This window comes from Candidatus Enterococcus myersii (genome assembly GCF_017316025.1).
GTDB lineage: Bacteria > Bacillota > Bacilli > Lactobacillales > Enterococcaceae > Enterococcus_C > Enterococcus_C montenegrensis.
This window is the reverse complement of record NZ_JAFLVT010000008.1, coordinates 137,908-153,098: the sequence shown is the minus strand read 5'-3', so window position 1 is coordinate 153,098 and position 15,191 is coordinate 137,908. Positions and strand designations below refer to the sequence as shown.

Annotated in this window: 12 protein-coding genes and 1 other annotated feature; of the genes, 3 read left to right on the top strand and 9 right to left on the bottom strand. The window is 39.2% G+C overall.

Annotated elements, in window-relative coordinates; genetic code table 11:
* Positions 1-128: 128 nt before the first annotated feature.
* The 7 genes from hisB to JZO76_RS06085 all read right to left on the bottom strand — a co-directional run bounded on the left by hisB (position 129) and on the right by JZO76_RS06085 (position 6,930).
* A complete protein-coding gene (hisB, locus tag JZO76_RS06115; RefSeq protein ID WP_206903268.1) occupies positions 129-719 on the bottom strand; it encodes an imidazoleglycerol-phosphate dehydratase HisB in 591 nt (196 codons plus the stop codon).
* Between the two features lie 40 nt (positions 720-759).
* A complete protein-coding gene (hisC, locus tag JZO76_RS06110) occupies positions 760-1,812 on the bottom strand; it encodes a histidinol-phosphate transaminase (protein ID WP_206903267.1) in 1,053 nt (350 codons plus the stop codon).
* Entirely contained in the window at positions 1,809-3,086 is a 1,278-nt protein-coding gene (hisD, locus tag JZO76_RS06105) for a histidinol dehydrogenase (RefSeq protein WP_206903266.1), read from the bottom strand. The genes hisC and hisD overlap by 4 nt, the downstream gene beginning before the upstream one ends.
* Positions 3,079-4,635, bottom strand: coding sequence for an ATP phosphoribosyltransferase (gene hisG / locus JZO76_RS06100; RefSeq protein WP_206903265.1), 1,557 nt, complete (start codon positions 4,633-4,635; stop codon positions 3,079-3,081). The genes hisD and hisG overlap by 8 nt, the downstream gene beginning before the upstream one ends.
* A gap of 65 nt (positions 4,636-4,700) precedes the next feature.
* Positions 4,701-5,011, bottom strand: a binding site (T-box leader).
* A gap of 221 nt (positions 5,012-5,232) precedes the next feature.
* A complete protein-coding gene (locus tag JZO76_RS06095) occupies positions 5,233-5,943 on the bottom strand; it encodes a B3/B4 domain-containing protein (RefSeq protein WP_206903264.1) in 711 nt (236 codons plus the stop codon).
* A 20-nt stretch (positions 5,944-5,963) separates the two neighbouring features.
* Positions 5,964-6,482: a GNAT family N-acetyltransferase gene (locus tag JZO76_RS06090; RefSeq protein WP_206903263.1), complete on the bottom strand. Its 519-nt coding sequence runs from the start codon at positions 6,480-6,482 to the stop codon at positions 5,964-5,966.
* Positions 6,466-6,930: a MarR family winged helix-turn-helix transcriptional regulator gene (locus JZO76_RS06085; RefSeq protein ID WP_206903262.1), complete on the bottom strand. Its 465-nt coding sequence runs from the start codon at positions 6,928-6,930 to the stop codon at positions 6,466-6,468. Before JZO76_RS06085 ends, JZO76_RS06090 begins: the two co-directional genes overlap by 17 nt.
* A gap of 183 nt (positions 6,931-7,113) precedes the next feature.
* Between JZO76_RS06085 and JZO76_RS06080 the strand changes: the two genes are divergently transcribed.
* Positions 7,114-7,524 (top strand): Ohr family peroxiredoxin, encoded by a 411-nt coding sequence (locus JZO76_RS06080; RefSeq protein ID WP_206903261.1) that lies wholly within the window; start codon positions 7,114-7,116, stop codon positions 7,522-7,524.
* A 478-nt stretch (positions 7,525-8,002) separates the two neighbouring features.
* Here the strand turns inward: JZO76_RS06080 and JZO76_RS06075 are convergent, their stop codons facing one another.
* Positions 8,003-10,132 carry a HelD family protein gene (locus JZO76_RS06075; protein WP_206903260.1) on the bottom strand — a complete coding sequence of 710 codons (2,130 nt, stop codon included), beginning with the start codon at positions 10,130-10,132 and terminating at the stop codon, positions 8,003-8,005.
* A 381-nt stretch (positions 10,133-10,513) separates the two neighbouring features.
* Positions 10,514-12,259 (bottom strand): DNA helicase RecQ, encoded by a 1,746-nt coding sequence (recQ, locus tag JZO76_RS06070; RefSeq protein ID WP_206903259.1) that lies wholly within the window; start codon positions 12,257-12,259, stop codon positions 10,514-10,516.
* A 520-nt stretch (positions 12,260-12,779) separates the two neighbouring features.
* On the opposite strand from recQ, the gene JZO76_RS06065 reads away from it, so the two are divergent.
* Positions 12,780-13,814: an ABC transporter ATP-binding protein gene (locus JZO76_RS06065; RefSeq protein ID WP_206903258.1), complete on the top strand. Its 1,035-nt coding sequence runs from the start codon at positions 12,780-12,782 to the stop codon at positions 13,812-13,814.
* 51 nt (positions 13,815-13,865) lie between these two features.
* Positions 13,866-15,143, top strand: a complete 1,278-nt coding sequence (locus JZO76_RS06060) for an ABC transporter substrate-binding protein (RefSeq protein ID WP_206903257.1) — start codon at positions 13,866-13,868, stop codon at positions 15,141-15,143.
* Positions 15,144-15,191 lie beyond the last annotated feature (48 nt).

Genomic DNA, 15,191 nt, shown 5'->3' with positions numbered 1-15,191 from the left:
TAGATGTTGTCTCAAGTTCGGGGTAACAGTGAGCATTATACATAGGCAATTTATGTGACGGTTTTGGTCACCTGAATTGACTTTTTTAATGCCGAACTGTTTGAACTTACGACAACTCGATTTATTGCCTACAAAATTGTACCTTTTGTTGAAGGAATCTCATCTGGTGCTACTTCATTGATCCCACAGGCCTCTGCTAATGCGCGCCCAAAACCTTTGAAGCAAGCTTCCACAATATGGTGACTATTTTTTCCTGCTAATTGTTGCAAGTGAATGGCACCTCCCAGCTCTCTAGCAAAGGCGATAAAAAATTCCTCCACTAATTCCGTATCAAAGCTCCCAATTTGGCTAGCGGGAATATGCACGTTCAAACAAGCAATGCCTCGTCCGGAAATATCTAGTGCGGCCATCACCAGCGTCTCATCCATAGGCAAAATCATACTGCCATAGCGTTTGATTCCTCGTCGATCGCCCAAAGCTTCTGAAAAAGCTCGTCCTAAAACAATGGCGATATCCTCTGTTGTGTGATGCCCGTCAACTTCTATGTCGCCATCACATTCCAGTTCAATATCAAAGCGACCATGACGGGTAAATAATTCCAACATATGATCTAAAAAACCAATTTTTGTTTTAATTACTTGCTGACCGGTGCCATCGATATTTAGCTTCAACTTAATTTTTGTTTCACTCGTATTGCGGATAATTTCTGCACGACGCATTTTTTTGGCCTCCTTTTGTATCCTGCATTTTTATTTGAACTTAAACTTCTGCTTTTATAATTTGGGCAATTGCCACTTGGCATTGCTGCATCTGCTGTGGTGTGCCGATCGTGATGCGGATATAGTCTTTAATTTGGGGCTGATTAAACCAGCGGACAAAAATCTGCTGTGCTTTTAATTTTTCATAAATCACTTCACCACTAATTTTAGGATGGGTGACAAATAAAAAGTTGGTTTGACTAGCCAATACGGTAAAGCCTAGTTTTTTTAATGCGGCGGCCGTTTTTTTTCGTTCGCTGATAATTTGCGTTAAACAGTTAGCGTGGTAAGCACTATCTTCTAACGCGGCAATGCCAGCGGCGGCGGTCATGGTATTAATACTGTATGGATTAAAACTAAACTTCAATTTATTCAAGGCGGCAATCAGGGCTGGTTGCCCCACAGCATAGCCTAATCTGGCTCCTGCTAATTGCCACGACTTGGAAAAAGTGCCGACAACTAAAAGATTATCGTATTCTTTCACATAAGAAATCATAGATTCACCACCAAATTCCACGTAAGCCTCATCGACAATCACGAGCCGTTCTGGCTTTTCTGCCACAAAAGCGGCAATTTCTTTTGCTGGTAAACCCAGACTTGTGGGTGCATTGGGATTTGCAAAAATTACGGTTCCTGTTTCATCTTTGTAATTCGCTAAATTCAATTTGAAATCCGGTGCTAAAGGAATTTCTTTTGCCGCAATATCATACAGTTGGCTAAAAACTGGATAAAAACCGTAAGTCAAATTAGGATAAGCCACGCCTGCATTCATTAATCCTTGAAAACAAAAGGCCAAAACTTCATCACTGCCATTGCCGACAAAAATTTCTGCTGGTGTAACGGCAAAATGCTGCGCTAGGACTTGCCGCAGTTTTTGGCAATCAGGATCGGGATAGCGGGCTAAAGTTTTTGCCGCATCTGCGATTGCCTCACTAACAGCTGGGGCCGGTGGATACGGACTCTCATTGGTGTTTAGCTTAATCACTTCAACTTGTGGCTGTTCACCGGGAACATAAGGCGCAAGTGCTGCAAGTTTTGCTGCAAAATAATTCATCGACTACCTCCTCGTACTTTCATAGAATTTGCATGGGCAAATAACATTTCCGTTTCAGCAAATAAAATCACATCGTCACAGACTGCTTGTAAGGCAGATTCTCCGTAATATAAATAACTGGAACGCTTTTGAAAATCCGCTACCGATAACGGAGAATAAAAACGCGCGGTTCCTTCAGTTGGTAGCGTGTGATTGGGGCCTGCTAAGTAATCACCTAAAACTTCGGGTGTATTGTTGCCCAAAAAAACACTCCCCGCATTCGTGATAGCACCTAAAGCTGCAAAAGGTTCTTTAATGCACAATTCTAAGTGTTCTGGTGCCACTTCATTGGCAATCGCTAAAGCAGCCGTTAAATCTGACACTACGATAATGCAACCTTTATTTGCCAAAGACGCGGTAATAATTTCTTTACGCGGCGCAGTTGCCGTTTGTTTTTTGATCTCTTTTGCTGTGGCGTGGGCAATTTCATTACTGGTAGTGACTAAAATGGCTTGCGCATTTACGTCATGTTCGGCTTGGGCTAATAAATCAGCCGCTAGAAAATTTGGTTTCGCGCTTTCATCTGCCACAATTAAAACATCGCTGGGACCGGCAATCATATCAATGTCGACTTGGCCGTATACGAGGCGTTTAGCAGTTGCGACATAAATATTCCCCGGGCCTGTAATTTTATCTACTGCCGGGATGGTCTTGGTCCCGTAGGCTAGAGCTGCAACAGCTTGGGCACCGCCGACTTTATAAATTTCATCAACGCCACAAATTTTAGCAGCGGCTAAAATTGCCGGAGCAATCGTTCCGTCTTTTTGCGGTGGCGTCACCAGCACGATTTTTTTGACACCGGCGATTTTAGCCGGGATGACATTCATCAAAACGGTGCTGGGATAAGCAGCCGTCCCCCCTGGCACATAGACACCCACTTTAGCTAAGGGAATCACCCGCTGCCCCATCACAGCACCTTCTTTTTCGAGCATAAACCCATTTTCTTTTTGTTTTTCGTGAAAGGCGGCAATATTTTGTTGTGCTTTTTTTAAAACAGTTAAAAAGGCGGGGTCACACGCTGTCATAGCCGCTTTTATTTCTGCTTTGGTTACTTTAAAATCAGAAATGACTGCGCCATCAAATTTTTTAGTATATTCCGTTAATGCCGCATCTCCATTTTCTTGTATGTCTTCAATAATTGTTTGTACCACTTGCGTATATTCAGCGGTATTCCCAGATGTGCTCGTGGTAATTTGTGCTAAATCTACTTCTGACTCTGGTAAAATTTTAATCATTTTTTGCCCCCACTTTCTGAATGATTTCTTTAATCTGCCTTTGTTTAAAGCGCCAAGATGTTTTATTTACAACTAAATGGGCCGATGAATCCGTAATCTTCTCCAAAACAGCCAAGCCGTTTTCTTTTAAGGTGGTGCCGGTTTCGACAATGTCCACAATCACATCTGCTAATCCCACTAAAGGTGCTAATTCGATCGAACCATTTAAATAGATCAATTCCACTGGCTGGCTTAAGCTACTAAAATAAGTTCGCGCGATATTGGAATATTTGGTCGCCACTTTTAGCGGACGACTCGTATCTTTTTGAAAATTTTTGGGACCAGCAATGGCGATATCACATTGCCCAATCGCAAAACGCAAAACGTCTAAAACATTCGCCTTTGTCTCCAATAAAATATCCCGACCAACAATCCCGATATCCGCAGCACCGTGTTCAACATAACTAGCAACATCACTCGGCTTCACTAAGAAAAAGCGAAGCTGTTTTTTTTCATCGGTAAAAATCAGCTTCCGACTTTCATCCAACAAATTTTCCTGACACAAACCGGCATCGTGGAACATTTGATAGATCTTTTCTCCCATTCGCCCTTTTGGCAGCGCGATATTGATGACGTCTTGTTCACTTTTTAGACTATCTTGTTTATTGCCAATGGCATTTAAATGAATGCCAAAACCTATCGCAGCTTGTGTTTTACCTAAAGATTGCAGCAAGCCATCATAACGCCCGCCAAATAAAATCGCCTGTGGCACTTGCGGGACAAAGCCTTGAAAAATAATCCCGCTATAATAATTGGTATCGTTGACTGTCGATAAATCAAATAACAAACGGGGCGTAACTTCTTCTTTTAGTAATGCTGCCGCTAACTCCTCTAGCTCTAATAACGCTTGGTGTGCTTGCGGCAAGCCTTTAGTTAGTTCCAAAGCTATTTTCAAACACTCATTGATTTCACCACTCAAACGCAAAAGTGCTAACAAATTTTGCGTCATATCTTTTTTTAAATTGGCCGTTTGCGCCAATACTTTCAAATCTTCGCCATTTTTACTTTTAATACTGCTGAAAACATCCCCTTGAAGGTTATCAGGAAATAAAGCCAAAATTGCGGCTACTAAACCACTGTGGGAAAATTCCAATTTTGCTTGACCAATTACTTCTAAAGATGCAATCGCCAGTTGAATCACTTCTAATTCGGCTTTACGGCACACGTCGCCAATAATCTCGATGCCGGCTTGATTCATTTGTTGATATTCATTCGTGTGGCGATTATGGCGATAAATATTTTCATTGTAATATAGGCGCCTGCTTTCATTTGCTGGTGTATTTTTGACAATCGATAGCGTGACATCGGGGTTTAAAGCCAACAATCTCCCGTCAGCAGCATTAAATTTAATCACATCGTCATCTGCTAAAAAATCTTTCTTCTCCAAATAAAAGTTGTATTCTTCAAAACTATTTAAGCAAAACAGGTTAAAGTTTGCTTTTTCATATAAAGCCCGCAATTTTAAAGCTGCTAATTCTTCTTGGCGCAAAATATTTACTGGAATCTCCATTAAATTCCCTCCCCTGGCAAAAATTTTATACTTTAATAGTTGAAAAAAAGCGCCCCCTGACAAAGTCAGAGGACGCTAAAATGCGTGGTTCCACCTCAATTTATCTATCCAAAGATAGACCTCAAGCGATCAAGCTAACAAACGGTGCATTTTATTGCTTTCATAAATGTGCGTATCTTGGCACTTTTAGTCGTCAGCCTTTTTGTCTAGTCATCCAACAATGACCGCAGCTGTAACGGGCTAACCCGGCATCTTTTACTTTTTTTCAAACATGCAACTCCAAGATGTGTTTCGCAAAAAGTAACTGTCCTTTTTTCACCAACCAAAGGCTCTCTTTACAGTATTTTTTTACTACTCTTCTTTTCACCGTCAAAAATATAAAATTGGTTGTGTTATATTCTAAGTTGAATTGTCAGAAAAGTCAAACACTTTTTTGTGAATATTATCACTTCTCACTAAAAATTTTAGCTAGCTTGATAAAAATTTGCAAATAATACGATAGTTATCCTTTTTATTTTTAAAAAAAGAAAAAACTGCAAAGAAATTACTTGCTGGCAATACAATTACCTGCCACTTTCATTCTTTACAGTTTTTTTATTAAATTTGTTGTTCCGGTGTTTTTTTAGTTAACGTTGCGGTGGTTGTTTTAACTTTAAAATAGCCCTCTATCAGCTGGCTTAATTCGGCCGCCGCCATCTTAGCCCGCATAGCTTGTTGCGCATTGATCGCTTCAATGACCAAAATTGCGTCCGTTGTATTTTCCTGTAGCATCGTGCGTTGGGCTTCTCGCCAGTTAAAACAGCGACAAACAGCACCAATTTCATCATAATAAATGATTTCTTCAGGGAGCGCCGGGGCATCTTCGTTAGCTCCCAGCGGTTTGAAACTTTCGCCCCCTTTGGCTTTACCCAAATGCAAATCCCCTGAAAGTGAGGCGATATCTTCTCCTCCACAAGGAACGGCGTATTTCAATGAGACACTGTTATACAAGTCCACTAAAGGATTAATGGGATTAAATGTACGATCTTGGCTCGCCCGTTTTAATAAAGCTTCAATTGACGAACGGGCACCTTTTTTAGTTTTAAATTGGCTAAACGCCTGGCGCCATTCTTGAATGACTTCATTTTGACTAAAAGAGTCTGCCGTCAAAAATTTTTGCGCATCGTGTTTGCCTCTTGCTAATAAATCAGAAAAATACGGATCATCTTCTTCATTAACTTGATTATTAATTTCTTTTGCCGTTACGATAAAAATTTCAGCTTCAGGAAAGAGCTCCCAAAAGTTTTCATCTACAATAATTTTTTTCATCTATTTCCCTCCAAGATTTTTTAATTCAAATATTTTGTCATGACCCAGTCTGTTTGATCATCTGTGCCAATCGTAAAAACGTGTTCTCCTTTTTTGACAAACCCCATTTTCTTATAAAAAGCAATTGCTACTGGATTGTATTCCCAGACACCTAACCAGATTTCTTTTTTCTGTTTTTCTTTTGCTACCTTTTCTGCAAATTGCATTAGCTCATGGCCTAAACCTTGCCGTTTAAAAGCAGCCAAAATATAAATACGCGCAATTTCTAAGCTTTCGCTGCTACTTTTTTCACTTTGCGCCTCGCCAATATTTAGCTTTAAATAACCAGCTAATTGCGCGTCTTGATAAATAAAATAAAAAAAGGAATCGCCATTGTCCAGCTCTTGTTGGAGTTGTTTCAAATTATAATTTTGCTGCAAAAAAATAGCGAGATCTGCTGGCGTATTATCTTTTGCAAAGGTTTCTTTAAACGTTGTCTCGCTGATTTTCTTTAATTGTTCAAGTTCTGTTTGCTTTACTGCACTAATCTTCACTGTCATACTGTCGTGTCACACCTTTTTTCACTAATTCCCACTCTGAAGCGATATTTTCTTGTACCCGTGACAAATAGGCCGCCAATTGCTGCATTTCTGGTTCGCTAAATCCTTTTAGTGCAACTTTATTAGAATATTGGTTTTCCGCCTGAATAACTGGGGCCAATTTTGCTCCTTTATTGGTCACAAAAAGTGATTTATTTTTTTTATTGTCAGATTGCGGCTGCTTTTCAATTAGACCATTTTTTTCCAATTTCCCAATGGCCCGGGCTGCTGTGGTACGATCGACTTTAATCATCTCGGCTAGTTTTTCTTGAATGATTCCGGGATTTTCATAAATCCGAACCAAATAAAGATATTGCCCGCGGGTTAAAGCAAATTCCTTAAACTCAATATTCGCGATAGAATCTAGCGCTCGCGCAATTTTACCTAAATCACGTAAAATCTCCGTCATATTTTTCCTCATTTCAGTTTAGCGATAAGTTTATCTTAAAATATTTTTATTGTATTTGCAACAAAAAAACACAAGCACTTCATTTTGTTTTTATTTACAATCGTGATACGGTTAATTTGAAGGTGAAAACGCCTTATCGTTGCAAATGTTTAAAGCATTATTTTTTGAAAGGAAGGAAAACAGATGAAAAAAATGTCAACTTCAACAGTGATTAACACAGGTGGTCGCGAAGGAGAAAGTAAATCTGTCACAGGGTCTTTGGATGTCTTAACAACAGGTGTAAAAAAAGAAGGTTATACCAACCCTGAAGAATTATTTGCCGCTGGTCTTTCCGCATGTTTTAACGGCGCAATGCAATTTCCACTAGAACGTGATGGTTTAGGTGATAAAAAACGTGAAATCCGTGCCGAAGTCAGCTTGCTTGGCGACTTGCCAGATTTTACCACCTTGCATTTAGAAGTCCTTCTAATTGGCAAAATTGAAGGCTTAAGTAAAGAAGACACCATAAAATATATGGCAGAAACCGAAAATATTTGCCCCTATACAAAAGCCATCAACGGCAACGTCACAGTAAAATTTGACGCCGAAGCATAGAAAAGCTGAACAAACTTGGGCAGTCCGCAAAAAATAAGTACGGGATTTTTGAAAATTGCTACTCAAATTTTTAAAAATTTCGGCTTATTTATTGGCGGGCTAGTTTGTGAAGCTAGATCTAAGAAAAGCTGAATGCACCGGAAAGCTCGCAAGTAACAAGACAGGATCTTGATAAATTGTTTTCCAAATTTCTCAAGATTTTGGCTTGTTACCGCAGAGAGCTGGTGCATGAAGCTAGATCATAGAAAAGCTGAATGAACTCGTTCAACTCTCTTGCAATAAGACGAAATTTTGATAAATTGTTCCTCAAATTTCTTAAAATTTTGACTTATTGTCATTGAGAGTTAGTTCATGAAGCTGGACACATAGAAAAGCTGAATGCGCCGGAAAGCTCGCAAGTAACAAGACAGGATAGAATTTCAAAAAAATTTAAAGTCCGCTGTCAAAGCACTTAAACGTGTTTTGACAGCGGATTTTTTTAGGCTAGAAATTTAAGGTATGGTGTTAATCCGTCAAAATACGTAATCGTAAGCTCCTGCATTCCTCTGGAGGCTGCCGTATATAGCATTTTACGTTCGCGATCGTTAGCATAATTTTCTTTTGTGGCATTGTACAAAATTACGCGATCAAATTCCAAGCCTTTAGCCAAACTGATTGGTAAAATGGTGACTTCTGCTCTTGCCTTAGCTTCTTTTTTTAAAGCAGCATTTTGACCTTGCCACCATTTAGTTAAATCATCGGCCTCTTTTTGTGTTTTCGTAATAATCGTCACAGGCTTCATTTCATTTATTATGTTTCTTAAATCTGAAAGTTCGGCGAGGTGTTTTACTGTCACTGCTTTACCTTTGGGACGCACAGGCACAATAGTAAAGTTTTCTTGGGCTGCTAATTGCTGGAAGACGGCTGTAATTGCACCACTGGACCGATAGCTATTTAATAAATCATAGCGGGTAACTTGTCTTTTAGAAGTTTCAAAGATCGCCGCAATCGTCGCAAAGTCCGTATTTGTATTAAAAATTGCTTGGTTGCTATCTCCCACTAAAGTAAAACGGCTGGCTTTAAACAATTGGCTTAGTAGAAAAATTTGCGCCGGTGTATAATCTTGCACTTCATCTACTAAAACATATTGCATCCGGCTAAGCGAGCTGGCTTGGATAAAGCGGTGTCGGATGAATAACGCAATCGTCGCTTCATCGACAGTCATTACTTTTGCGGCCAAATAGGTTTCATTGGTGTAGGCTTGATATAAATCTGCCAACATTTTTTCTGGTTGGAGCCACGAAAAGTCGGCAATTTGTGCCGTGACAGCAGCAAATTTTTGTTGCAACAGCTTGTGTGTATATTTTTGTAGTGTTTTAGGTGACTCATCTTGCAATAGGTGTCCAAAATATTTTTGTTGTTGCGTTTCCGATAAGGCTAAGAGACGATCTTGCCACGCTTTTTTCTGCGCTTGCTTTAACAAACGTCGCTGCCAATAACTATTTAATTTGGCTGCTACCCCTTGAAGTCGCTCGGAAAAACTTGCATCTGGTGGCGTCGTAGCAAACATTTCGGCTAATAACTCTGCTTTAATAATCACTTTTTTCTTTAGTGTGATTGCTTGAAAATAATCCCCCTGTTGCAAAATAGAACTGCCACTGGCAACAAATTCAGCAAATTTTCGACTACGGAGAATTTCTGTTTGGTCAGAAACGTCATTTTTCGTAATCCGCTCAAAGTAATCACTTTCTGTTTCCAACTCTTTATCTAACTGCCACACCAGTAACTTACGCCACGTCAAATTCCGAGGATTTTTCTCACCTAAGGCCGGCAAGACGTTAGCTAAATATTGAATAAATTTATCATTGGGGGATAAAATCAACACGTCATCGGCGCTAATTTGTTGGCGGAAAGAATAAAGTAAATAGGCGATCCGCTGCATAATCGTAGAAGTTTTTCCACTTCCTGCAACACCGTTCACCAAAATAATTTCAGAAGCCAGATCACGAATAATAACATTTTGTTCTTGCTGAATCGTGGCTGTAATAGCTTGCATCTGCTCAGTGGCACTATTTTCTAGTGCCGCAAGTAAAACGTCGTCTTCAATAGCGATATTGGTATCAAAATAATGCTTTAACTGATCATAGGCAATGACAAACTGCCGCCGCAAATCGATGGAAACAAAAATTTCTTCGCCATTAGCCAAATAGTGGGATTTTCCCAAAACGTTATTATAAAATAACTCAGCAATTGGAGAACGCCAATCATAAACTAAATTTTCATTCTCCGAACTAAAACCATTGATGCCAATATAAAAAGGCTGGCTTTTTTCATTGTCGAAATAATCCACCACAACTTTACCAAAATAGGCTTGGGGCAATAAACGCTCCACTTGCGCGAGGCGATTTGCTGCGGTTTCTTGCTTTAAGTTCAGTTGGTCAATTTCGCGATTTTTCATTTCCAATTGGGCATAGGTATCCAGATTATCAGCAAAATTATCAAAATTTAACCGCACATCCTGGGCCATCTCTTGTAAAGCAGCAATCCCAGCACTTTGCCCTTGTGCTAAAGTTTCAGTCAATTTTTCTTGTTCTTGTTGCAAGGCGTGATAAACTTTTTTCAAATACATTTCTTCTGCTTGTGTGTCGATGCGAACACCACTCCTAAATTTGCATTTGTGTCGCTATTTGTAAGCGGAAAACTATTCTACACCCCTACTTCTATTATCGCAATCTTTATGCTGTTACTTTTCATAAAGTACTAAATTTTTTACAGCTAAACTTCGTTAAAAAAAATTTCTATCAATGATCCGCTCTCAAAAATAAGCACAAAATATTTCTATATTCATTCATTACTACACAAATTAAGATTTTTGAACAAAAAAAACTCCTGTAGGTGACATTTTTAAAGATAGGAACTAAAAAGTCAAAATGGGAACTTTTTTGTTTACTTTCAAAATGTTGCTACCAGAGTTTTAAATCAAATTTGGTTACTTCGTTATAAACAGAGCTTATTTTTGTAATACTTCCAAAAAGGCTTCGCCATATTTCGCCAATTTATTTTCTCCCACCCCTTTAATTTGCAACATCTCTAATGTAGTTTGGGGCTGAACTTCTGCTAATTCATACAAAGTTTTATCGGAAAAAATAACATAAGGAGGTAAATTTTGCTTTGAGGCTAATTCCAAACGTAATTGCCGCAGCTTTTCAAATAGTTCATTATCTGGTGCCAATTTTTTCACTACTTGTGCTCTGCGCATCACTTTTTGCTGACCCAACAACACATTTTTACCTGTAGCTGAAATTTTTAGCAAAGGAAATTGTCCCTCCGTTGGCGTTAAATAGCCTTCTGCCGTTAGAAAGTCGATCAATTGGCTGACATCTTTTTGACTCCAGTCTTTCATCAATCCATAGGTGGATAACTTTTCAAAATGCCATTGGGTAATTTTTTGATCTTTTGAGCCGGTCAAAACTTTGCTAACTAATGCTTTACCAAAGCGTTCTCCCATGCGCTTTACACAAGACAACACTTTTTGCGCATCTAAGGTAATCTCTTCAACTGCCCGTTCGTCTAAGCAATTACTACAATGTCCACACTCAGGACCGTCTTCGCCAAAATAGCGTAAAATATACCGCTGTAGACACATTTCAGTATGGGCATATTGACTCATTTCCCGCAATTTCAAATACTCTTTTTGCTTATAATCAATCTCCATATCGGAATTATCAATAAAAAATTGCTGTACCTGTAAATCTTGGGGCGCATACATCAAAATCGCTTCACTGGGTAAGCCGTCTCGCCCTGCACGTCCTGCTTCTTGATAATAAGATTCAATATTTCCCGGCGTTTGCGCGTGAATGACAAAACGGACATTACTTTTATTAATCCCCATGCCAAAAGCGTTGGTTGCTACCATCACTTTAATTTCATCAAATAAAAAAGCCTCTTGTGCTCTAGTGCGGGCTGCTTCTGTTAAACCGCCATGGTAGTAGCCGGCCGCAATTTTTTTGCTTTTCAACAAGTGATACACCCGCTCAACTTCTTTTCGCGTACTGGCATAAATAATACCCGCTTGATTGGCATTGACCCGTAAGTATTCTAATAAATAGCTGTCTTTGGCATCTTTTACCACTTGAAAAGCCAAGTTTTCCCGCGCGAAGCCGGTTTGTACTTTATTGTTAGCTGGAATTTCTAAACTGTTTTCAATATCTGCCGCAACTTGGGGCGTTGCCGTAGCCGTTAGCGCAATAACTGCCGGCCTTTGAGGCAATGCTTTAATCTCTTTTGCTAACTGCAAATAGCTGGGGCGAAAATCGTGCCCCCATTGGGAAATACAATGGGCTTCGTCCACTGCAATGAGGCTGATTTTTTCTTGTTGCAACAATTGCTTAAAAGAAAACATCTCAAATCGTTCCGGTGCCACATAAACCAATTTATATTTTCCGTAAGCAGCATCTTTTAGCCGCACACTCACTTCTTCTTGTGACAGACTGCTGTTGACAAAAGTTGCCGCAATTCCCATTTCATTTAATGCATCCACTTGGTCTTTCATTAAAGAAATTAAAGGAGACACAACTAAAGTCAAGCCATCTAATAAAAGAGCCGGCAGCTGATAGCAAATGGATTTGCCGCCACCAGTTGGCATAATTCCCAGCACATTTTCGTTTTTCAAAACTTTTTGAATTAACTCCAATTGACCTGCGCGAAAACTTTCATAGCCAAATTTTTCTTTTAATAATTGTGTTAAAACATCCACGTATAATCCTCTTCTCGCTACTTTTTACGGCTTTTGATTCAGCTTCTCTTGTCACTCATCTTAACATGGAAAACTTTGTAAAAAAAGGTTGTAAGAATTCGGCGAATGGTTAGCAGATAAAGTGCTGGGACATTCATTTGTCTGAAATTCCTATTTGCGTATAAATGCTGTGCTAAAAGGAGCTTCTTTGGCTATAAGTGAAAACTTCTTGAAACTTGAGGTGTAGTCCAACATCTTTTGGATTGTGATTTGCGCAAAAATTATTGAAAATTTCCGTTTCTTACTAAAAAGCTACTCCTCAAAGCTACTCATTTTAGTGCCCCGCAATTATTATTGGTGTAGCATGTTTTTACTCATTAAATTCTTCGCTACAAATAATTACGCAATAAAATGACAATATATTTTTATTTTTTCTCAGTTTTTTTTCATACATATTTTATTTTGCTTGTCGTATTTTGACGCATAAACAAAAAAAGTGTAAGCTTGGTGAGGCGAATTTCAGCTAACAGGAGGTTGTGCTGTGAGTTATTTATCAATCCAAAATATCAGCAAGCTTTATCCCCATAAAAAGACAAAAGCGCTGCAAGATTTTTCTTTAGATGTGGCAAAAGGTGAATTCATTGCCATCGTTGGACCCAGCGGTAGTGGAAAATCGACGCTTTTAAATATTTTGACCGGTTTTGAAGAACCCAGTAGCGGGCAAATCACTTTAGCTGACCAAGAAATTACAAAATTGGCACCTAAAGACCGCGATATGGCGTTAGTCTTTCAAGAGTATGCCTTATTTCCCCACATGACGGTGGCAGAAAACATTACTTTTGGCATGAAAATTCGAAAAACAGCAAAAAAAGAACGACAAGAAAAATTAGACTGGGTAACAAAAGAGTTAGGTTTGACAGAGGTAGTAAATGTTTTGCCCAAAAACTTATCTGGGGGACAAAGACAGCGGGTTTCCTTAGCGCGGGCAATCGTGCGTAACCCCAAGCTATTTTTAATGGACGAACCTTTATCCAATTTAGATGCCAAATTACAAGATCAAGTGGGGGATTTAATTTTAGCTACCCATAAAAAATTACAGGCGACGACTTTGTTTGTCACCCATTCCCAAGAAGAGGCCATGTCATTAGCCGATCGTATCATTGTTTTAAAAGACGGCCTTATCCAACAAGTTGGTACACCCCACGAAGTTTATGAAAAACCCCAGAACCGTTTTGTGGCAGAATTTATTGGCCGCCCTGCGATTAATTTATTTCCTTTTAGTAAATTGCCGCAAAAATTGCAGCAGCAATTTCCCCAGGAGTCAAAAAAATTAGTCGCCATTCGCAGTGAGTATCTTCATATTCGTGAAATTTCACACAAAGATGGTGAATTTACAGCTCCTTTAGAAATAGGGGTCGTCACAGAAATTCGGTATTATGGGGGCAGCAGTATTTTACAGCTTGCGTGGCAAGATAGCATACTTTCAGTCAAAACATACCAGGATACCAGCAATTTAATGGGCCAACGCGTTCATTTTACTTTTGATACCAGCAAACTACTCTTTTTTGATTTGTAAATTTTAGCTGACCAAACAGCTATTTATTTTTATTTTATTGGAGGAAAGAACATGAAGAAAATTTATTTAGGGATGGCAGTAGCGGCGGCAACTTTATTTTTAGCAGCCTGCGGCAATTCTAAAGAAGCAGACACAAAAGAAAACGATAAAGTCAGTGGTGAATTGACCGTTGTCACCAATCGTACAGATGCAGATAAACTCTATGATCAAATGGAAAAAGATTTTAAGAAAAAATATCCTGAGATTACAGACATTAAATGGGAGTCTGCTGGCACTGATTACGATCAATACATCGCCAATCGCATGAACACCAAAGACTATGGTGACGTTGTTTTTGTGCCTTTTTCAATGGCAGGCAAACCACAAGATTACAGTAAATACTTTGAAGAGCTAGGCACAACAAAAGCGATGGAAAAAGATTATCTGGACATCACTGAAGCCGATTACGACGGCAAAGTATACGGCTTGCCGACTGTTTTAAACTCATTGGGTTTAGTTTACAATGAAGCAGTTTTCAAAAAAGCCGGCATTGATAAATTACCCCAATCAACCGATGAATTAATCGCAGACGCTAAAATGATTAAAGAAAAAACTGGTGCGATTGCCTTTTATACCAATTACCAACGTTTAGCTGTTTGGGCAGGTGCGTTGTCTTCTTATGGTGGTGAAGACTTCAAAAAAGAAATGGTGACAAGTAAAACTGCCTTTAAAGACGGGCAACCAATTCGGGAAGTCATGGATGTTATTTACGAATTAGCAAAAGCTGGTTTAATTGAAAAAGATCCCGTTACCCTAGAAACCCAACAAGCACAACAACAATTAGCTGATGGCAAAATCGCCATGCTAATGAGTGGCTCCCAAGATGTCGCCCCAATTAAAAAATTAAGCAAAGATACCATCAACATTATGCCATTTCCACATTTATTAGCTGGTAAAACCAGCTTAGCTCTTGGTGCACCTTCTGTGATTGGCATTAACAAAAATTCTAAAAATAAAGTCGCTGCCAAAGCTTTCCTAGACTTTTTCATTGATCCTGCTTCTGGTTTTGCCAAAGATATGGGCGGCATGACACCTGTTAAAGCCAAATTAAATGAAAGCCAGCAAAAAGCGATTAAAGAAAACAACGTCATCTTAACCGCCCCAGCAACAGATCCTGCTATTGAAGCCACATATAGCGCTATTGCAAACGAAGTCGGTGTTGGCCGCTTAACAGATGTTTTACAAAAAACTGTAAACATCGCATTATACCCTGATCAAAATGAAAGCTATCAAGATTATGTCGCAAGCCTAGAGAAAAAATGGGAGGCTGCAGCAAAAGCCCATGAATAAGCGCAGCCTAAAAAGAGAGGAAAAGCAGACCATTCTGCTTTTTCTCTC